Annotated in this window: 19 protein-coding genes; 8 read left to right on the top strand and 11 right to left on the bottom strand. The window is 70.7% G+C overall.

Going from position 1 to position 17,803, the window contains the following annotated elements:
* From ACWEVN_RS11985 to ACWEVN_RS11945, 9 genes are all read right to left on the bottom strand, one after another.
* The coding region (locus ACWEVN_RS11985; protein ID WP_452051232.1) for an LLM class flavin-dependent oxidoreductase at nt 1–430 on the bottom strand (430 nt) is incomplete at its 3' end.
* 78 nt (nt 431–508) lie between these two features.
* Nucleotides 509–2,332, bottom strand: coding sequence for a phosphoenolpyruvate carboxykinase (GTP) (locus ACWEVN_RS11980; RefSeq protein WP_449683965.1), 1,824 nt, complete (start codon nt 2,330–2,332; stop codon nt 509–511).
* A gap of 349 nt (nt 2,333–2,681) precedes the next feature.
* The gene (locus tag ACWEVN_RS11975; RefSeq protein ID WP_310968443.1) at nt 2,682–3,377 is read right to left on the bottom strand and encodes a hypothetical protein; all 696 of its coding nucleotides are present in this window, start codon (nt 3,375–3,377) and stop codon (nt 2,682–2,684) included.
* A gap of 101 nt (nt 3,378–3,478) precedes the next feature.
* Entirely contained in the window at nt 3,479–5,317 is a 1,839-nt protein-coding gene (locus ACWEVN_RS11970; RefSeq protein ID WP_452051231.1) for a dynamin family protein, read from the bottom strand.
* Nucleotides 5,314–5,700 carry a nucleotide exchange factor GrpE gene (locus ACWEVN_RS11965; protein ID WP_449683967.1) on the bottom strand — a complete coding sequence of 129 codons (387 nt, stop codon included), beginning with the start codon at nt 5,698–5,700 and terminating at the stop codon, nt 5,314–5,316. Before ACWEVN_RS11965 ends, ACWEVN_RS11970 begins: the two co-directional genes overlap by 4 nt.
* An 18-nt stretch (nt 5,701–5,718) precedes the next feature.
* Nucleotides 5,719–6,333, bottom strand: coding sequence for a TetR/AcrR family transcriptional regulator (locus ACWEVN_RS11960; protein ID WP_452051230.1), 615 nt, complete (start codon nt 6,331–6,333; stop codon nt 5,719–5,721).
* Nucleotides 6,330–6,806 carry a YqeB family protein gene (locus ACWEVN_RS11955; protein ID WP_449683969.1) on the bottom strand — a complete coding sequence of 159 codons (477 nt, stop codon included), beginning with the start codon at nt 6,804–6,806 and terminating at the stop codon, nt 6,330–6,332. Before ACWEVN_RS11955 ends, ACWEVN_RS11960 begins: the two co-directional genes overlap by 4 nt.
* A gap of 120 nt (nt 6,807–6,926) precedes the next feature.
* Nucleotides 6,927–7,574, bottom strand: a complete 648-nt coding sequence (locus tag ACWEVN_RS11950) for a hypothetical protein (RefSeq protein ID WP_449683970.1) — start codon at nt 7,572–7,574, stop codon at nt 6,927–6,929.
* A gap of 59 nt (nt 7,575–7,633) precedes the next feature.
* On the bottom strand, nt 7,634–9,193 hold the full coding sequence (locus ACWEVN_RS11945; RefSeq protein ID WP_449678247.1) for a dynamin family protein: 1,560 nt from the start codon (nt 9,191–9,193) through the stop codon (nt 7,634–7,636).
* Nucleotides 9,194–9,339: 146 nt separating this feature from the next.
* Between ACWEVN_RS11945 and ACWEVN_RS11940 the strand changes: the two genes are divergently transcribed.
* Both ACWEVN_RS11940 and ACWEVN_RS11935 read left to right on the top strand, forming a co-directional pair.
* Nucleotides 9,340–10,509 (top strand): sensor histidine kinase, encoded by a 1,170-nt coding sequence (locus tag ACWEVN_RS11940; RefSeq protein WP_449684012.1) that lies wholly within the window; start codon nt 9,340–9,342, stop codon nt 10,507–10,509.
* Entirely contained in the window at nt 10,506–11,162 is a 657-nt protein-coding gene (locus ACWEVN_RS11935; RefSeq protein WP_310968437.1) for a response regulator transcription factor, read from the top strand. The genes ACWEVN_RS11940 and ACWEVN_RS11935 overlap by 4 nt, the downstream gene beginning before the upstream one ends.
* Here the strand turns inward: ACWEVN_RS11935 and ACWEVN_RS11930 are convergent.
* Nucleotides 11,159–12,070 carry an SDR family NAD(P)-dependent oxidoreductase gene (locus ACWEVN_RS11930; protein WP_452051229.1) on the bottom strand — a complete coding sequence of 304 codons (912 nt, stop codon included), beginning with the start codon at nt 12,068–12,070 and terminating at the stop codon, nt 11,159–11,161. The genes ACWEVN_RS11935 and ACWEVN_RS11930 overlap by 4 nt on opposite strands.
* Nucleotides 12,067–12,654, bottom strand: a complete 588-nt coding sequence (locus ACWEVN_RS11925; protein ID WP_310968433.1) for a TetR/AcrR family transcriptional regulator — start codon at nt 12,652–12,654, stop codon at nt 12,067–12,069. The genes ACWEVN_RS11930 and ACWEVN_RS11925 overlap by 4 nt, the downstream gene beginning before the upstream one ends.
* Nucleotides 12,655–12,852: 198 nt before the next feature.
* On the opposite strand from ACWEVN_RS11925, the gene ACWEVN_RS11920 reads away from it, so the two are divergent.
* From ACWEVN_RS11920 to trmB, 6 genes are all read left to right on the top strand, one after another.
* A complete protein-coding gene (locus ACWEVN_RS11920) occupies nt 12,853–13,791 on the top strand; it encodes an ABC transporter ATP-binding protein (protein WP_449683972.1) in 939 nt (312 codons plus the stop codon).
* Nucleotides 13,792–13,808: 17 nt separating this feature from the next.
* Nucleotides 13,809–14,558, top strand: coding sequence for an ABC transporter permease (locus tag ACWEVN_RS11915; protein WP_449683973.1), 750 nt, complete (start codon nt 13,809–13,811; stop codon nt 14,556–14,558).
* A gap of 106 nt (nt 14,559–14,664) precedes the next feature.
* Nucleotides 14,665–15,597, top strand: a complete 933-nt coding sequence (locus tag ACWEVN_RS11910) for an ABC transporter ATP-binding protein (protein ID WP_449683974.1) — start codon at nt 14,665–14,667, stop codon at nt 15,595–15,597.
* Nucleotides 15,594–16,349 carry a hypothetical protein gene (locus ACWEVN_RS11905; RefSeq protein ID WP_449683975.1) on the top strand — a complete coding sequence of 252 codons (756 nt, stop codon included), beginning with the start codon at nt 15,594–15,596 and terminating at the stop codon, nt 16,347–16,349. Before ACWEVN_RS11910 ends, ACWEVN_RS11905 begins: the two co-directional genes overlap by 4 nt.
* A 159-nt stretch (nt 16,350–16,508) precedes the next feature.
* Nucleotides 16,509–17,078, top strand: coding sequence for a hypothetical protein (locus ACWEVN_RS11900; RefSeq protein ID WP_449683976.1), 570 nt, complete (start codon nt 16,509–16,511; stop codon nt 17,076–17,078).
* 72 nt (nt 17,079–17,150) lie between these two features.
* Nucleotides 17,151–17,783, top strand: a complete 633-nt coding sequence (gene trmB / locus ACWEVN_RS11895) for a tRNA (guanosine(46)-N7)-methyltransferase TrmB (protein ID WP_452051234.1) — start codon at nt 17,151–17,153, stop codon at nt 17,781–17,783.
* The last annotated feature ends 20 nt before the right edge of the window (nt 17,784–17,803 follow it).

Raw genomic sequence — 17,803 nt, 5'->3', positions numbered from 1 at the left:
CGCCGAGCAGCAGCGGCGGCCGCGGGCGGTCGGTGAACGCACGCTCCAGCTCGGTGACCACGTCGACGAGCCGTTCGAACCGGCGGCCGGGCGTGCCCCAGTCGACGCCGGCGGCTTCGAACTCCGCGCGGACGTACCCCGCACCGATCCCGATCTCCACCCGGCCGCCGGTGAACTCGTCGAGCGCGGTGACGTCCCGGGCCAGCAGCATCGGGTTGTGGAAGCTCGCGTTGAGGACGTAGGTGTTCAGCCGGATCCGCTCGGTGGCCTCGGCGGCGAGGAGCAGGGCCGGGAGCGGCGCGACCCGGCCGAGGTGGTCGACCACGCCGACGACGTCGTAGCCGAGGTCCTCGGCCTGGCGGCACTTCGCCAGCCACTCGGCCCGTGAGCCGGGCACGTACAGCGCGACGCCGAAGCGGAACGGTCTCATGGCCGCGAAGTTACCCGGAAAAGGAAGAAGGGGACGCCTCCCGGATGCGGCCGGGAGGCGTCCCCTGTCTCAGGGAGCTCAGCTGAGGCGCTGGGCCAGCGCGTCGAGCTCGTCACGCAGCGACGTCGGAACCTTGTCGCCGATCTTCTCGAACCACTCCTCGATCAGCGGCAGCTCCTCGCGCCACTCCTCGGGCTTGACGTCCAGGGCGGCCTGGATGTCCTCGATCGGCTCGGTCAGGCCCTCGGTGTCGAGGTCCTCGGCCCGCGGCACGAAGCCCACCGGCGTCTCGACCGCGTTGCCGCGACCCTCGACGCGCTCGACGACCCACTTGAGGATCCGCGAGTTCTCGCCGAAGCCCGGCCACAGGAACCGGCCGTCGTCGCCGCGGCGGAACCAGTTGACGTAGAAGATCTTCGGCAGCTTGTTCGCGTCGGCGTTCTTGCCCAGGTTCAGCCAGTGCTTGAAGTAGTCACCGGCGTGGTAGCCGAGGAACGGCAGCATCGCCATCGGGTCGCGGCGGACGTTGCCGACCGCGCCGGCGGCGGCAGCGGTGGTTTCCGACGACATGGTGGCGCCCATGAAGACGCCGTGCTGCCAGTCGCGGGCCTCGTTGACCAGCGGGACCGTGGTCTTGCGGCGGCCGCCGAACAGGATCGCCGAGATCGGCACGCCCTTCGGGTCGTCCCACTCCGGCGCGAGGATCGGGCACTGCGACATCGGCGTGCAGTAGCGCGAGTTCGGGTGAGCCGCCTTCTCCTCGGAGTCCGGCGTCCAGTCCTGGTGCTTCCACGAAGTGGCGTGCTGGGGCTTGTTCTCCATGCCCTCCCACCAGATGTCGCCGTCGTCGGTCAGGGCGACGTTCGTGAAGACCGTGTTGCCCTTCTCGATCGTGCGCATGGCGTTCGGGTTGGTGTGCCAGTCGGTGCCCGGCGCGACGCCGAAGAAGCCGAACTCCGGGTTGACCGCGTACAGGCGGCCGTCTTCACCGAAGCGCATCCAGGCGATGTCGTCGCCCAGGGTCTCGGCGCGCCAGCCCGGGATGGTCGGCTGCAGCATGGCGAGGTTGGTCTTGCCGCAGGCGCTCGGGAACGCGGCCGCGACGTAGTGAACCTTGTCCTCGGGCGAGATCAGCTTGAGGATCAGCATGTGCTCGGCGAGCCAGCCCTCGTCGCGCGCCATCACCGAGGCGATGCGCAGCGAGTAGCACTTCTTGCCCAGCAGCGAGTTGCCGCCGTACCCCGAGCCGTAGCTCCAGATCGCGCGCTCCTCGGGGAAGTGCGAAATGTACTTCGTTTCGTTGCAGGGCCAGGAAACGTCCTTCTCGCCCGGTTCGAGCGGGTGGCCGACCGAGTGCAGCGCGGGCACGAATTCGCGCTCGCTGCCGTCCGGCGCGACGAACTTCTCGAGGGCCGCCTTACCGGCGCGGGTCATCACGCGCATCGACGCGACAACGTAGGCGAAATCGGTGATTTCGATACCCAGCTTGGGATTCTCGTCGCCGAGCGGGCCCATGCAGAACGGGATGACGTACATCGTGCGGCCACGCATCGAGCCGCGGAACAGCTCGGTCATGGTGGCCTTCATCTCGGCCGGGTCCATCCAGTTGTTGGTCGGACCGGCGTCCTCGGGACGCTCGGAGCAGATGAAGGTCCGGTCTTCGACGCGGGCGACGTCGTTCGGGTCGGAAGTGGCCCAGAAGGAGTTCGGCTTCGACTTGAGCTGCACGAACGTGCCCGCCTCGACCAGCTCCTGGTTGATCCGGGCGGCTTCTTCGTCAGACCCGTCGACCCACACCACGCGGTCCGGGGTGGTCAGCTCGGCGACCTCCCGGACGAAGGACAGCACGCCACTGTGCGTCGTCGGCGCGGTGTCCAGTCCGGGGATGGCGACTGCGGTCATCTCTACTCCTGACTTCCGACGACAAATGCGCCCGCACCGGAACGACGTTGTCCCGGTGCGGGCGTCATTGCCGGCGACCGAATGGCTTCGCACACCGGCTGGCGAACCGGTGTGTGCGATTTGGGATTCCCCGAGAGTAGCCGCATGACCGGCAAGTAACCGAGAGCTGACGTGTAGGTTCTCTCACAAGAACGATAAGGGAATCGATTCAGATGTCACTTGATCGGTGTATTCGCCGAAAATCTTGCGGTGGCCCGGGACACACCTGTGACCTGCTCGTTTTCATTGAAGACATGAAGAAAGCCCGAGGCCGCAGCCTCGGGCTTTCAAACTATGACCTGGGTCACTTTCAGTTCGGCGAAATCCACTGCCCGGTGCCGGAGTCGATGCGCGCGACGCCTTCCAGGGTCTGCGTGCCGGCCTCGCCCCAGGCCGCGTCCGCGGCGGGATCGCCGTCGTTCCTCAGTCCACTCGAGACTTCGGTCCACTGGCCGGGGCCGGAGTGCTCGAACGTCGTGGTCGTGCCGTCGGACTCGGTCTGCACCGCGATGTCCGCTTCGCCGTCGCCGTCCTTGTCGGTGAAGGCGATGGTGCCGCCGCTCTTCGTCTCGACGATGGCGGTGTCGTTGTGGCCGTCGTGGTCGGTGTCGATGGTCGCGACGCCCGCGTCGACCTCGCCGTCCGGCAGGTCGGCGTGGATGTGGCCGCCGGAGCTGTCGTCCCGGCCGCCGGTGTCGGAGTCGTCGTGGCCGCCGCCCGCGCCGTCCTGGACCCACTGGCCGCTGGCCTCGTCGTAGACCGCCTGCTCGACGACCTTCCCGTTCTCGTCCAGCACGGCGTAGTGGTCGGCCTCGCCGTCGTGGTTCGTGTCGATGAACGCCTGGGCCGAGCCGTCGTCGTGCTCGATGATCGCGGTGTCGTTCACCCCGTCTTCGTTCACGTCGTAGTTGACCTCGGCCTGGTACTCCTGGCCGTCGACGTGGACGGTCATCGCGTCCGGGCTGCTCGCGTCGGTGTCGCTGCCGCCGCTCTCGTCGACCCACATGGCACTTCCCCCTTCGAACCGGGTAACACGCTCCGACCTGCTGTCTGAGGGTATGACTCACCGTAGGCCCGTTCGGTTCCGCTCCACAACCGGACCGGTGCTCAGGCGGTTTTGTCCCGCAGCGCCCGGATCCGCGTCAGGAAGGCTTCGGCGCGCTCGCGGCCGTCGCTGACCTCCTTGAGCCGCTTCGACACGACGGCGATCTTCTTGGCCCGCTCCTGCGCACCCATCTTGATCGTCTTGTCGACTTCCTTCAGCTCGGCCTCGATGGCGTCGATGCGCCGGCCCAGTGCCTCGTCCAGGGCCATCGACAGCTGCTGCTCGGCCTCGATGAGCTGCTCGGCGACGAGCTGGTCGAGCGTCGAACGGGCGTCCGCGATGGCCTCGACCAGCCACTGCTTCATGTGCTGCTTGTCGGCCGCGTGCTTGCGCGTGCGGGCCATCCACCAGCCGGCGCCGAGGCCGATGATGATCGTCGCGGGCAGCACGACCGGGTTGAGGATCGCGACGCCGGCCAGCGGCAGCGCGGCCACCTTGCCGGCCCCGACGCCACCGGAGATGCCCATGAAGACGAGCAGCTTGTCTTCCGCCGTCGGCGGCTTCTTGTCCGGCGGGCGCAGCACCACCGGCGGGCCGCCCGCCCGGGCGAATTGCGCGCGGATCACGTCGAGCTCTTCGGGCGAGAACAGCTCCGACAGCGAGACGTTGGTGACCTGGTTCAGCCGTTGCGAGAGCAGCATGGAGATGCGCTGCGACGTCGTTTGCAGCGCGATGTCGACCTGCTGGGGCAGCGCGGCCAGCTCGTCGCGCTTGGCGGCGTCGATCAGCTGGCGGAAGTGGGTCTGCGCGTCCCGCATCTGCCGGCTGCTTTCGTGCCCGACCTCGACGCGGGTGCGCTGCACCTCGCCGCGCAGCTTCAGCTGCCAGCCGCGGGTCGAGCTCCGGCGTTCGGCCTGCAGCTGGTCACGGCGTTCGCGCAGCTGTTCGGCCTCGGCCTCGCCCGCCGACAGCGCGCGGCTCTCGGCCTGCAGCTTCGCCTTGAGCTCGCCCAGGGCGCTGGACAGCGCGCGCAGCGTGTTCGCCTCACCGAGCATCGCCGACCGGCCGACGAGCAGCTCCTGCAACGCCGTCTGGATCGCCGCGACGCCGGACTTCTCCCGCAGCATCGCGGCCATCTGCTCGTTGGGCGCCTTCGCCGCGGTCTCGAACATCCGCGCCGACACCGGGTGGAACACCGCTTCGGCGAAGCGGGGCGCGTGCTCGCGCAGCAGCTGCCGGTCGGCTTCCATGACCTCGCGCCAGCCGCGGAACATGTCCACCTTGGTCAGCGCGAACACGACGGTTTCGACGCGCTCGCCGACGTCCCGCAGGAACTGCAGCTCGGTCGAGGTGAACGGCGCCGAGGCGTCGACGACGAACAGCAGCGCGGTGGCCCCGGCCGCGGCTTCCTTGGCCAGCTCGCCGTGCATCGAGTCGAGCCCGCCGACCCCCGGGGTGTCGACCAGCGAAAGCCGTTCGAGCAGCGGCACCGGCCCGGTGACCTCGACGTACCGCGGCGGGATCTGCCCCGGCGGCAGCTCGTGCGCGGCGGACACCCAGTGGATCAGCTGACCGAGGTCGATCGGCACCGGGGCGAGCTGGCCGGGGTAGCAGGCCCGCGCGCCCCAGCTGTCCGCGTGGTCGAACACCAGATAGGTCGCGGTGGCCACGTCGGCGTCCACCGGGGACAGTCCCGGCCTCGCCAGCAGGGCGTTGACCAGCGAACTCTTCCCGCGGTTCGTCTCGCCGACGACCACGACGGCCGGCTTCTTCGGCCGGGCCTTCCGGATGTCCTCGACCCACTTGGCGGCGCTGGGATCGGCGTCGCGGACGACGGTCAGCAGCTGGTCTCGGGTCGCGGCGACCTGCGCGGGCAGGCTCGGCGCGGTCGGTGCGCTCACGGGTTCTTCTTCGCGTAGACGGTGACGATGGGGGCGCGCAGCAGCCGGTCGTGGTCGGCGAAGCCGGTGACCTCGGTTTCCGCGACGATGCCGTCGAGCGCCGGGTCTTCGGTCGGGACCGCGCCGCCGGCTTCGTGGCGGGCCGGGTCGAAGCGCTCGCCGTCGGGCCGCAGGGCCTGGACGCCGATCGCGGCGAGCCCCTCCTCCAGGCGTTCGACGACGCCGCCGCTGCGGGCGCGGTCCAGGGCGTACAGGCACATCTGGATCAGCGCCTGGCGGTCCGCGAGTGCCCGCTCGAGATCACTCACCTGCTGCAAGGGGTGCACATCGGTGTCCGACGCGGCCGCACCGCCGTCGGTTCCCTCCTTGCGAAACCACGCCATGCCGACATTCTGGCCGACTCAGCTGCCCTCCGGGGGCGAAACCGGGCGAAGGAACCGGATCAGGATCGTCCGGAGGATCGCCTGCTCGGCGGCCAGATCGAGGTCGGGGTCGATGCTGGCCCGCGAAATCATCGCGTCGATCAGGCCGGCCAGCCAGCCGGCGACCGCGCGCGGGGCGACGCCGGGGTCGATCTGCCCGGCCGCGCCGGCGCGGGCGACCAGGACGGCCAGGCCGTCCCGCACCGCCCGGTCGTTGCGCTGGATCAGCTCGGCGAACTCGTCGTCGCGAGCGGCCTGGGCGGCGGCTTCCAGCACGAGCCGGACGACCGCGGGGTGCGCGACCTGGCCCGCCAGCTCGGTGACGACGTCGAGCAGCGCGGCCAGCGGATCGTCCGTCTTCGCGGCGGCTTCGAGGCGACCGGCCGTCTCGGCGGCGTCGTCGGTAAAGATCGCCGTGAACACCGCGCGCTTGCTGGGGAAGTAGTGGAAGAGACTGCCGGAGCTGATGCCCGCGGCCCGGCAGATGTCCGCGGTCGTCGTCCGCTCGAAGCCCTTCTCGGCGAAGCAGCCGGCCGCCGCATCGACGATCGACGCGCGCTTGGCCGCGTGCTTGGCCGGGTCGACCGTCCTCATCGCTCGACCGGCTCGTCCTGCCAGGGGTAGCCGTGCTCGGCGAAGGCCGGCGCCAGCTCGCGGCCGGTGAGGTCGGTCTTCTCGCGGGCGATCTCCCGGCCGTCGGTCGTGCGCAGGACGAGCTCCTTGCCGTCGAGGTAGACGGCTTCGAGGTCGGCCTCGATGCGGCGCGTCTTGTCGCCGCGGACCAGGGTGACCCGGGTCGGCGACACCGTGACGACGAGGCGCTCGTGCGCCCAGATCGCGGCGAACACCAGGCCGAGCACGAGCCCACCGGCGACCGCGGCGAGCGTCGCCCACGGCTGCGGCAGCTTCGTGAGCACCTTGAACACGCCCTGGAAGGGGAAGGCGGGCAGGTCGCTGACCCACGCGGCGATGGCCCAGACGCCCACGCCGAGCGCACCCCCGATGAGCGGGCAGCCGACCCAGGACCCGGTGCGCAGCCACGACGGCTCGTCGACGGTCGTCTCCATGCGGTCCATTATTAGACCGCGTGCTCGGTTTATGGAGACCCGGGGCGGATCTCGCGTGCTCGGAGGCGGATCTCGCGTGATTGAGCGCGTAACTCGCGTGATTGGAGGGGCGACACGGGGTCAGACGAGCTGGTCGATGACCTCGCGGAGGACCGCTTCGAGGCCCGGTCCGTTCTCGGCGAGCCGGGACGACACGAGCAGCTGGTTCTCGGCCGTGCGCAGCCAGATCGAACCGGCGACCGAGATCTCGATGACGTTGAGGCGGAAGGGGTAGGCGCGGCGGCCCAGGCGGACCTCGGCCTCGCGCACGAGCTGGCCGAGCCGCTCGCCGGCCACGATCTGGCGGCGGTAGAAGCCGGGGGCCCACGGGGTGCTGCCCGCCGGCTCGTGCGTCCCACGCAGGGCGGGGCCGCGGGCGTTGGCGAAGTGGCGGGCCGCGGCCGGACCGAAGAAGTCGACCGCCTGGCGGATCGCCGAGCCGGGGGCGAGTGCGGGCCTGCCGTAACGGATGCGCGGGCTGCGCGGGTCCGGGTCCTCGCGGTTGCGCAGGAAGGCGAGCAGGTCGACCCACCAGCCGGCCCAGTGCGCCTGGACGGCCGCGCGGTCGATCCCGGCCGGGATGTGCACCGGCACCTGCGGCTCCACCGGCGGCAGCACCTGCTCCTCGGAAACGGACAGCGCCAGGGCGTCCCGGATGTACAGCGCGACGTCGACCTCGGTCTCGCTGCTCCAGCCGGCTCGCCAGGATGTCGTGTTTTCTAGGCGCACGCTTCAACAGTACGCGGAAAAACGCGTCTACCAGGGAGAGTCGGCAAGCCGAAACAACCTCAGGCTTCGCGGACCTGTTGCCAGATCAAGAAGTACGCCCGGTGCACGACGTGCGCGACGCGGCTCTGCGCCGGCGTCGCCCCGAAGGAGGCGAAGGACCGCCACCAGCCCGCGCGTTCGAGCGCGTGCGCGGCCAGCTCCTGGCGCGGGGCGCCGGGCTTGCCGAGCTGGGCACCGATGTCGGCGTTGCTGCCGACCCGCAGCACCTCTTCGGACAGGTCCTCCGGCATGTCGACCGCGCCGGACGCGACCAGCGTCAGCGCTTCGAGCAGCCGCAGCTGGTGGGCCTCGGGCTTGGCGAGGAGCACCTCGATGGCGTCGTGGACGCGCTGGCGTTCGGCCGGGTCGGCCGAGGCGTGCGCGAGCGCGGTCACCGAGGCCAGGGCCGCGGCCGCCTTGATGCCGTCGGCGCGGGCGGCGAACACGATCGACAGCCGCTGCCGGACGGCTTCGAGACCGGACGCGTCGAGCAGCGCCCGCCGCAGCGCGCCCGCCGTGATCTCCGGTTCCTTGCGAATGGCCTCGACGGCGTGCGAGATGCCGAACAGGTCGAGCTTCTCCAGCAGCCGCAGCCGGGTGCCCGCCGGGACGTCGCACTCCCAGCTGGTGAAGATGTCGGCCGAGATCAGCATGGTCTGCAGGACGTCGTCGTCGAGCTCGGCGAGCTGCCGCAGGGCCTCGGCGTCGGCGGAGGTGAAGCCGCCGGACTCGGCGGACTCGGCGATCAGCCCGATCACCGGCAGCACGTCGGCGACGCGCGGCTTAAGCGTCGATGCCTGCTTCTCGGCGAGCAGCGTCGCGGCTTTCCAGACGTCGCCACCGGACCCGTCGACCGACTCGGGCGCGATGGTGTCGGCCTTGTTGAGGACGGCGATCGCGTTGACCGGGCCCGCCTCGCGGCTCGCCGTGGCCGCGGTGAAGGCGGCGAGGGCCTGCTGGTCGTCCGCGCGGACGCCCTGGGTGACGACGTACAGCACGGCTTCCGCGCCGGCGACGGCGTTGCGCGAGGTGTCGTCGAGCTCGTCCGAGCCCTCTTCGTCGTCCTCTTCTTTGCGGTGCTTCGCCGCGCCCAGCAGCTGCTCGGTGCGGGACACCGAAGCGGCGTCGAGCGAACCGAGGCCGGGGGTGTCGATCACCGTCATGCCCTGGAGGACGGCGTTGGTCAGGTACGCCTCGATGTGCGACACCTGCTCGATGTCGACGCCCAGCTCGGCGGGGATCATGCCGTCGGCGGCGAACGGGAGCACCTGCTTGCGGCCGTCGGTGAAGACGATCTCGACGCGGTCCACCGTGCCGTACTGGAACCGGGTGACCAGCCGGGTGCACTCGCCGATGTCGGTCGGCGCGACCCGGCGCCCGATCAGCGCGTTGACCAGCGTCGACTTGCCCGACTTGATCCGGCCGGCGACGGCCACCTGCAGCGGCGCCCCGAGCCGGCGCAGCACCTCGGCGAACCCGGCGGCGGTGCGCGCGGAGACCTGCGGCTGCAGGCGGTGACACAGGTTGGCCACCGACATCGACAGCGGGCCCGCGAGCCGGCCCTGCTCCGGTGACGTCACGGCCCCCAGTCCTCCCCGTCGTTCGGCGACCCGTGAATCGTGCCATGCGGGTCATCCCCAGGTCGCACCGAAGGTGGTACCGCCGGCCGACGCGCGGTTTCCGCGCCGCGACCTAGGGTTGTGTGGTGCGACGGCTGAGCCTCTGGATGCGTGCCCACCCCATGGCGGGCGACTCGGTGCTCGCCGTCCTGCTCGGCCTGTTCGACCTCCTGCTGTTCGCCGCCGACGGGCTGTCCGACTTCGCCGAACTGCCGCCCTGGTACATCGCGCTGCCGGTGAACGTCGCGATGGTCACGCCGCTGGTGTTCCGGCGGAAGTCGCCGCTGTGGTCGGCCTACGTCGTGCTGGTGATCAGCATCGTGCACGCGACGCTGGAGCTGGGCATCGCCGGCATCGCGGGGCTGGCCATGAGCATCTACTCGGTCGTCGTCTACGCGGGGCGGCGGCCGGGGCTGGTGTACGTCGGCGCGGTCGTCGCCGGCTCGGCCCTGATGCTCGCGCTCGGCCCTTCGGACGAGCTCGTCATCTCGGCGCTGTTCCTGGCGTTCGGGATCGCCCTGTGCTGGACCCTCGGCGAGTTCGTCGGGGCCCGGCGCGCCTACGACGTCGAAGTGGAGGCCCGGTTGCACCTGCTCGAGACCGAACGGGACCAGGCCACCCGGATCGCGGTGGCCGAGGAGCGCGGGCGGATCGCCCGCGAGCTGCACGACGTCGTCGCGCACGCGGTGAGCGTCATGGTCGTGCAGGCCGACGGCGCGTCCTACGCGATCCAGAGCAACCCCGAGCTCGCTCAGCGGGCTCTGCAAACGATTTCCGAGACCGGCCGCGGCGCGCTCGGCGAGCTGCGGCGCCTGCTGGACGTGCTCCGCAGCGACGACGCGGACGGCGAGCCCCGGGTGCCGCAGCCGGACGCGCACGCCCTCGCCGAGCTGGCCGACCGGATGCGCACCGCCGGCGTGCCGGTGGACCTGGAGCTCGGCGAGCTCGGCGACCTGCCGGCCGGGGTCTCGCTGGGCGTCTACCGGATCGTGCAGGAGTCGCTGACCAACACGCTCAAGCACGCCGGCCGCGGCGCGACGGCTTCGGTGCGGGTGCACCGCACCGGCGACCTGGTCGAGGTGCTGGTGTCCGACGACGGCGCGGGCGCCGCCCAGCTCGTCCCGGCCGGGCGGGGCGACCGGCGGCTGCCGGGCGGCAACGGCCTGATCGGCATGCGCGAACGCGCGCACGTGTACGGCGGGACGCTCGACGTGGGCCCCGCTCCGGGTGGAGGGTGGCAGGTCCGTGCGGCTCTGCCGGTTAGGTTGGACAAGTGATCCGGGTGGTGGTCGTCGACGACCAGGAACTGATGCGCGTCGGGTTCCGGATGGTGCTGGGCGCCCAGGAGGACATCGACGTCGTCGGCGAGGCGGGCGACGGCGCGCAGGCCATCGAGCTGGCCGAAAAGCTGCGTCCCGACGTCGTGCTGATGGACGTCCGGATGCCGGTGCTGGACGGCGTCGAGGCGACGAAGCGGATCGTCGCCGCGGGCACCGCACGCGTGCTGGTGATGACGACGTTCGACCTCGACGAGTACGTCTACGCGGCGCTGCAGGGCGGGGCGAGCGGCTTCCTGCTCAAGGACACCCAGCCCGGCCACCTGGTCTCGGCGTTGCGCGCGGTCGCTTCGGGCGACGCGGTGGTGTCGCCGTCGGTGACCCGGCGTCTCCTGGACCGCTTCGTCGGCACCGGCGGCGCGCCGATGCGGGACACCACCGAGCTGGACGTGCTCACCGACCGCGAGCGCGAGGTGCTCGTGCTGATCGCCAAGGGCATGTCGAACCTGGAGATCGCCGAGGCGCTGTTCCTGTCCGAGGCGACGGTGAAGACGCACGTCGGGCGGATCCTGGCGAAGCTGGAGCTGCGGGACCGGGTGCAGGCCGTGGTGCTGGCCTACGAAACCGGTCTCGCGCGCCCCGGCCTCGGCTAGCGGAAGTCGTCCGGCGGGGTGGTCGCCGGGTCCTTGCCCGCGTGGCGGACTTCGGTGAGCCAGCGGCCGAAGTCCGGCCGGTCGCCGTCGACGTCCGTGTAGCCGTACTCCTTCATCAGCGTCCAGGAGGCCACCGTCTGGCCGGCGAAGCGGGCGACGTCCGGGTCCTGCGCCAGGGCCGCGACACCGCGGGCCAGCAGGTACGGCGTCTCGGAGATCTTGAAGTCGACCGGCGCGATCTTGCCGACCGCGTCACGCCAGTTGTCCTCGGTGACCTCGAAGATGTCCAGCATCGACTCCGAGCGCAAGAAGCCCGGCGTCACCGCGAAACCGACGCAGTCGTACTCCTTCAGCTCCGCGCCGAGGGCGCGGCCGAGCGCGCGGATGCCGCACTTGGCCAGGTAGTAGGGGAAGCCGGCGCCGACGTAGTCGTCGTTGTCGCCGTCGGTCACCTCCAGCACCAGACCGCGGCGGGCGATCACCAGCGGCAGGAGCTTGTGCAACGCGATGAGGTGGGTGTCCAACGCGTTGTGCGTCAGCTTGAGCGCGTCGTCGAGGGGCGTCTCCCAGTAGGGCGCGTCGAAGTGGAAGTACATGTCGCCGCCCCAGACGTCGTCGACCAGGATGTCGATTCCGTCCACTTCGGACTCGATGCGGGCCTTCAGCGCGTCCACATCGGACTGCGAGGTGAAGTCGCAGCGGACCACGACCGCCTTCCCGCCCGCGGCCTCGACCAGCTCGCCCGTCTCTTCGATCGTCTCCGGGCGCTTCATCGGTGACGCCGTTTCGCGCGTGGTGCGGCCGGTGACGTACACCGTCGCGCCCGCGCGGCCCAGCTCCACCGCGATCGCCCGGCCGCAGCCCCGGGTCGCCCCGGTGACCACCGCGACCTTGCCCGTCAAGCTCATGCTTCCTCCCGTCCCCGCCACGCGGACAGCACCGCGTCGACGTCCTCCGCCAGCCGGTCGGCCAGCCGCCCGTGCGGCCGGATCGACCAGTCGATCGACACCCCGTTGATCACGCCGAGCACCGCACGGGCCGCGCGCGGCACGCTCGGCGCGTGCGGCAGCGAAGGAGCCGCCGCCCGCACCAGCCGCCGCAGTTCGTCCTCGACCGCCGTGAAGTGCTCGCCCAGCAGCGACCGCAGCACCGGGTCGCCGATGTCCACGCCGAGCTGGCCCAGGTGGTTCGCCGCTTCTTCGGCGTCACCGAGGACCGCGTAGACCGCCACCGCCGCGGCGCGCAGGCCGTCGACCGGGTCGTCCGCCCGCTCGGCGCACTCCCGCATCTGCTCGACCGCCCGCCGCGTGGCCCGCCGGCTCATCTCCTGCAGCAGGCCGCTCTTGGAGCCGAACCGCTGCGCGACCGTGCCGACCGAAACCCCGGCCTCGGCCGCCACCTGCGCCAGCGTGAAGCCGGGGCCGCAGCGGCCGATCACGGTTTCCGCCGCACCCAGCAGCCGCTCGTCCGTGATGCTCCTCGGCCGGGCCACCCAGTTATTGAACCACAGTTCATTAATGACGTCGAAGTCAGGGTCGACTCAGGGTCATCACGGATCGCGCATCAGCCGAAGAGCCAGCAAGGTACTACTCAGGTAGGGGGAGTGGTTCGGCCTCCAGGGTGACGCGCAAACCCTCCCCGACCCGCGACGATGAACGCGTCGTAAGCGAGGGGCGGAAGAGGAGCAGTCATGATCGAGGCAACGGGCCTCACCAAACGGTACGGAAAAACGCTGGCGGTGAACAACCTGTCGTTCTCCGTGGCCGCGGGGCAGGTCACCGGCTTCCTCGGTCCGAACGGGGCGGGCAAGTCCACCACCATGCGGATGATCCTCGGCCTGGACAACCCGACGGGCGGCCAGGTCACCATCGGGGGCAAGAAGTACCACGACCTCAAGGAGCCGCTGCGCACCGTCGGCGCGCTGCTCGACGCGAAGTGGGTGCACCCGAACCGCTCGGCGCGCGCCCACCTGCTGTGGATGGCGAAGTCCAACCGCATCCCGGCCACCCGCGTCGACGAAGTCCTCGAGACGGTCGGCCTGACGAGCGTCGCGAACAAGCGCGCCGGCGGGTTCTCGCTCGGCATGTCGCAGCGCCTCGGCATCGCGGCCGCCCTGCTCGGCGACCCCGAGGTGCTGCTGTTCGACGAGCCGGTGAACGGCCTCGACCCGGAGGGCATCCTCTGGATCCGGAAGTTCATGCACCGGCTGGCCGAGGAAGGCCGCACGGTGTTCGTCTCCAGCCACCTGCTTTCGGAGATGGCGCTGACCGCGAGCAACCTCGTGGTGATCGGCCGGGGACAGCTGATTTCGCAGTCGTCCACCGAAGACTTCGTCGCCCGCGCGGCCGAGAACACGGTGAAGGTGCGTTCTCCGCAGCTGGCCGAGCTCCGCGACGCCCTGCAGCGCGCCAGCGCCGGGGTCGTCGAGGAGGCCAACGCGCTCGTGGTGTCCGGGATGGACAGCGACAAGATCGGCGAGATCGCCGCCGCCAACCGGATCGTGCTGCACGAGCTGAGCCCGCAGACCGGCTCGCTCGAACAGGCCTTCATGCAGATCACCGGCGACTCCGTCGAGTACCACACCGGCCTCGACGCCGAGGCGCAGCACGTGCTCGAGTCCGCCAAGTAACCGGGGAAACCAAGACCATGAACCTGCTCGCCGTGGAACGCATCAAGCTGTTCTCGACCCGCTCGCCGTGGTGGTGCGCGCTCATCACCCTGGCCCTGACCATCGGCTTCGCGGCCATCATCGCCGGCGCGACGCCGTCCGACGCCCAGCTCACGCTGCCGGCCACCCAGTTCGGCGGCTCCCAGTTCGGCATCGCCGTCGTCATGGTGCTCGCCGCGCTCGCGGTGACCACCGAATACCGCTTCAACACCATCCGCACGACGTTCCAGGCCGTGCCGCACCGCTCGCCGGCGCTGGTCGCCAAGGCGATCGTGGTCGCGCTCGTCGCGCTGGTCATCGGCGAGCTCGCCGCGTTCGGCGCCCTCGGCCTCGGCATGCTGATGCGGCCGAACGACGGCCTCGGCCTGCACACCGCGCAGGACTGGATGAACGTGGCCGGGCTCGGGCCGGTGTTCGCGCTCAGCGCCGTGCTCGCGGTGGCGCTCGGCATCCTGATCCGGCACAGCGCCGGGGCGATCGCCCTGCTGCTGATCTACTACTTGGCCGTCGAGGAGCTCGTGCAGCTGATCCCGAAGATCGGCAACCACATCCACGAGTGGATGCCGTTCAACGTGGCCAACAAGTTCCTCCGCGGCTCCGCGGTGGTCGACGGCCCGCCGCCGTCGGACTCGCCGCTGAGCCCCGGCTGGGCGCTGGCGTACTTCGCCGGCATCGCGCTCGTGGTCCTGCTCGTCGCGCTCGGGGTCGCGAAGAAGCGGGACGCGTAGGGGGTAACAGGGGAAAAGGGGAGAACACCGGATCCGGGTCGCGCTGTCGGGGGGCGACCCGGATCCGGTGTTTCGCAGTAGGCTCGCCTCGACGGACGGGGAGCCCATGATCGAAGCGACAGCACTGACCAAGCGGTACGGCGCGACCACCGCGGTCGACGAACTGACGTTCACCGCCCGGTCGGGGCGCGTCACCGGCTTCCTCGGCCCGAACGGCGCCGGCAAGTCGACGACCATGCGGCTGATCCTCGGCCTCGACACCCCGGACGCGGGCCGGGTGCTCGTCGACGGCGTCCCGTACCGCGAGCTGACGGATCCACTGAGGACGGTCGGCGCGATGCTGGACGCCACCTGGCGCCACCCCGGCCGCAGCGGGCGCGACCACCTGCGCTGGCTGGCCGCCACCAACGGCATCCCGGACAAGCGCGTCGAAGAGGTGCTGGCGCTGGTCGGCCTGACGAGCGTCGGTAAGACCCGCGTCCTGCAGTACTCGCTCGGCATGCAGCAGCGGCTCGGGATCGCCGCCGCCATGCTCGGCGACCCGCGCGTGCTGCTGTTCGACGAGCCGGTGAACGGCCTCGACCCCGAGGGCATGGCGTGGATCCGGCAGCTGCTGCACGCGCTGGCCGCCGAAGGCCGGACCGTGTTCGTGTCCAGCCACCTGCTGCCCGAGATGGCGCAGACCGCGCAGGACCTCGTGGTGATCGGCCGCGGCCGGCTGATCTACCAGGGCACCATGGACGAGTTCATCGCACAGACGAGTGAACACGGCGTCCGCGTCCGCACCCCGCACGCGGACCAGCTGCGCGCGGCGCTCACCGGGCAGGCCGAGTTCACCGAAGCCGACGGTGCCTTCGTGGTGTCCGGAATGGACAGTGACCGGATCGGGCAGCTCGCCTTCGACGCCGGCGCGACGCTGCACGAGCTGAGCCCGATCACCGGCTCGCTCGAGCAGGCCTACCTCGACCTGACCCGCGACGCCGTCGAATTCGCGGTGCCGTCCGCGCCGTCTGTGCCGTCTTCGGAGGCCGCCCGATGATCACCAACCTCCTGCGCGCCGAGCGCATCAAGCTCTTCAGCACCCGGGCGCCGTGGTGGTGCCTGGCCATCGCGATCATCGCGCCGCTCGCCTTCACCGCGCTGTTCTTCGCGCTGGCCGGGCCGGAGATCCCGCCGACGGTCGGCAACACCCAGCTCGCGAGCGGCAACGGCCGGACCGTGCTGCTCGTGCTCGCGGTGCTCGCGACGGCGTCGGAGTTCAACTGGGGCACCATGCGGCTGACGTTCCAGGCGGTGCCGGGCCGGGTGCCCGCGCTGGTGGCCAAGGTGCTGGTCGTCGGCGCGCTGGGCGCCGTGCTCGGGCTGGTCGTCGGCTTCGGTTCCTGGGGGCTGGCGGCGCTGGTGCAGCCGGACGCCGACCTCGCGCTGCAGTCGGGCGCCGCCTGGCGCTCGGTGCTCGGCCAGAGCCTCGTCTTCCTCTTCACGGCGGTGGCCGGCGTCGGCGTCGCGCTCCTGCTGCGCAGTGTCGCCTTCGGGCTGACGGTGGTCCTCGTGTGGACGCAGGTGCTCGAAGGCGTGCTCGTCTTCATCCCGGGCATCGGCAAGCACATCTACCAGTGGATGCCGTTCCACGCCGCCGACGAGTTCGTCGGGGCGGGCGGGTTCGCCGCCGGGCCGCTGGGGCTGGCGCCCGCGCCGCTCGGGCCCTGGGGGTACCTCGGTTACTTCGCGGCGATCACCGTTGCCCTGTTCGTGGCCGGTGTACTCGTGACGGCACGACGCGACGCCTGAGCGTGACCGCGGTCTCAATACCGCAAAAAACCTTGTTAACAAAAGGTGAAACACCTGTGGCTTCTCTCACAGGCACCGGACATACTGCTACGACCAGGCAAGATTCATAAGTGAGAGCACCGGACCCGTCTGAACTCCCCCTGGAGGTGAATCTTGACGGTGGACACCGGGCAAGAATTGGGCGGCACGATTCCCCGAGCCCGCGTCGAAGACGACGCTCCCCGGCTCGAACCCATGCTGGACCTCGAATGGTCGCGGGCGATCGAACTCCCGCAGGCCGCCATGACGGCGGCGACGCCGGCGGAACTCCGCCGCGCGTGGGTGCACCGCGCACCCGAAGACAGCGTCCTGGCCCTGTTCCGCGCTTCGGCCGGGATGGCGGGCCCGATCCCCGCGCCGTGGTGGCTGCGCGCGATCGCGGACGGCAAGCTCGATTCGCGGGAACAGGGTTTCCGCGTCGAGGACCGGATCGCGCAACTGCTCGGCAGGCGCCCGGGGTGGGAATTCGTCCCGTGGGCCGCGGACGGTGAATCCGGCTACTGGGAGTTCATGCCGTCCGAACGCGGCAAATCCGGACACGCGATTCCGACGACGGTGATGAACACCGACCGGCACGAGGGCTGGATCGACGTCCTGCCCGCGCACACCGGGCCGACGCCGGATCCCATCCCGATCGCCGGGCTCGCCGGACTCCGGTCGCGTCTCGGGGTGATCGAGGCCGTTCGTTAACCTCCCTGCGTGGAGAAACAGGACGGACGTCGGCTGCGCAGCGTGGTCAGTTACGTCAAGCGCGGTGGCCGGATGACCGTCGGGCAGCAGCGGGCGTGGGACGACCACTGGCCGCGGCTGGGCCGCACGGTGAGCGAGCTGCCCGAAGGGCCGCTCGACTTCACCGCGTGGTTCGGCCGCGAGGCGCCGGTGCTGCTGGAGATCGGCTCCGGCATGGGCGAGACGACCTCCCAGCTGGCCGCCGCGGCGCCGGAGCTCAACTACGTCGCGGCCGAGGTCTACGACCCGGGCCTCGGCCAGCTGATGCTGCGCGCCGAAAAGCTGGGCGTCGAGAACCTGCGGCTGCTGCACGGCGACGCCGTCGTGCTGCTGACCGAGCACGTCGAGCCGGGGACGCTGCACGGCGTGCGGCTGTTCTTCCCCGACCCGTGGCCGAAGAAGAAGCACCACAAACGGCGGATCGTGCAGCCGTCGTTCGCCGCGCTCGTGGCGTCGCGGCTCGCGCCGGGCGGCACCTTCCACATGGCGACCGACTGGGAGAACTACGCCGAGCAGATGCTCGAGGTCTGCTCCGCCGAACCCGCGCTGCGGAACCGCTACGACGGCTGGGCGCCACGGCCGGAGTGGCGGCCGGTGACGAAGTTCGAGCAGCGCGCCGACGTCGAAGGCCGCGTCTCGCACGACCTGATCTTCGAGAAGCGCTGAAGGGGACTCTCCCCGGATCC

Source organism: Amycolatopsis sp. NPDC003861 (genome assembly GCF_053605405.1).
This window is presented reverse-complemented; position numbering and strand designations above follow the sequence as displayed.

Excerpts from the sequence above, each read along its gene's own strand:
- ACWEVN_RS11980 (WP_449683965.1), bottom strand. The coding sequence starts at position 2,332 with ATGACCGCAGTCGCCATCCCCGGACTGGACACCGCGCCGACGACGCAC.
- ACWEVN_RS11960 (WP_452051230.1), bottom strand. The coding sequence starts at position 6,333 with ATGAGGACGGTCGACCCGGCCAAGCACGCGGCCAAGCGCGCGTCGATC.
- ACWEVN_RS11955 (WP_449683969.1), bottom strand. The coding sequence starts at position 6,806 with ATGGAGACGACCGTCGACGAGCCGTCGTGGCTGCGCACCGGGTCCTGG.
- ACWEVN_RS11940 (WP_449684012.1), top strand. The coding sequence starts at position 9,340 with ATGCGTGCCCACCCCATGGCGGGCGACTCGGTGCTCGCCGTCCTGCTC.
- ACWEVN_RS11975 (WP_310968443.1), bottom strand. The coding sequence starts at position 3,377 with ATGTGGGTCGACGAGAGCGGCGGCAGCGACACCGACGCGAGCAGCCCG.
- ACWEVN_RS11905 (WP_449683975.1), top strand. The coding sequence starts at position 15,594 with ATGATCACCAACCTCCTGCGCGCCGAGCGCATCAAGCTCTTCAGCACC.
- ACWEVN_RS11910 (WP_449683974.1), top strand. The coding sequence starts at position 14,665 with ATGATCGAAGCGACAGCACTGACCAAGCGGTACGGCGCGACCACCGCG.
- ACWEVN_RS11930 (WP_452051229.1), bottom strand. The coding sequence starts at position 12,070 with ATGAGCTTGACGGGCAAGGTCGCGGTGGTCACCGGGGCGACCCGGGGC.
- ACWEVN_RS11920 (WP_449683972.1), top strand. The coding sequence starts at position 12,853 with ATGATCGAGGCAACGGGCCTCACCAAACGGTACGGAAAAACGCTGGCG.
- ACWEVN_RS11915 (WP_449683973.1), top strand. The coding sequence starts at position 13,809 with ATGAACCTGCTCGCCGTGGAACGCATCAAGCTGTTCTCGACCCGCTCG.
- ACWEVN_RS11965 (WP_449683967.1), bottom strand. The coding sequence starts at position 5,700 with ATGGCGTGGTTTCGCAAGGAGGGAACCGACGGCGGTGCGGCCGCGTCG.
- trmB (WP_452051234.1), top strand. The coding sequence starts at position 17,151 with ATGACCGTCGGGCAGCAGCGGGCGTGGGACGACCACTGGCCGCGGCTG.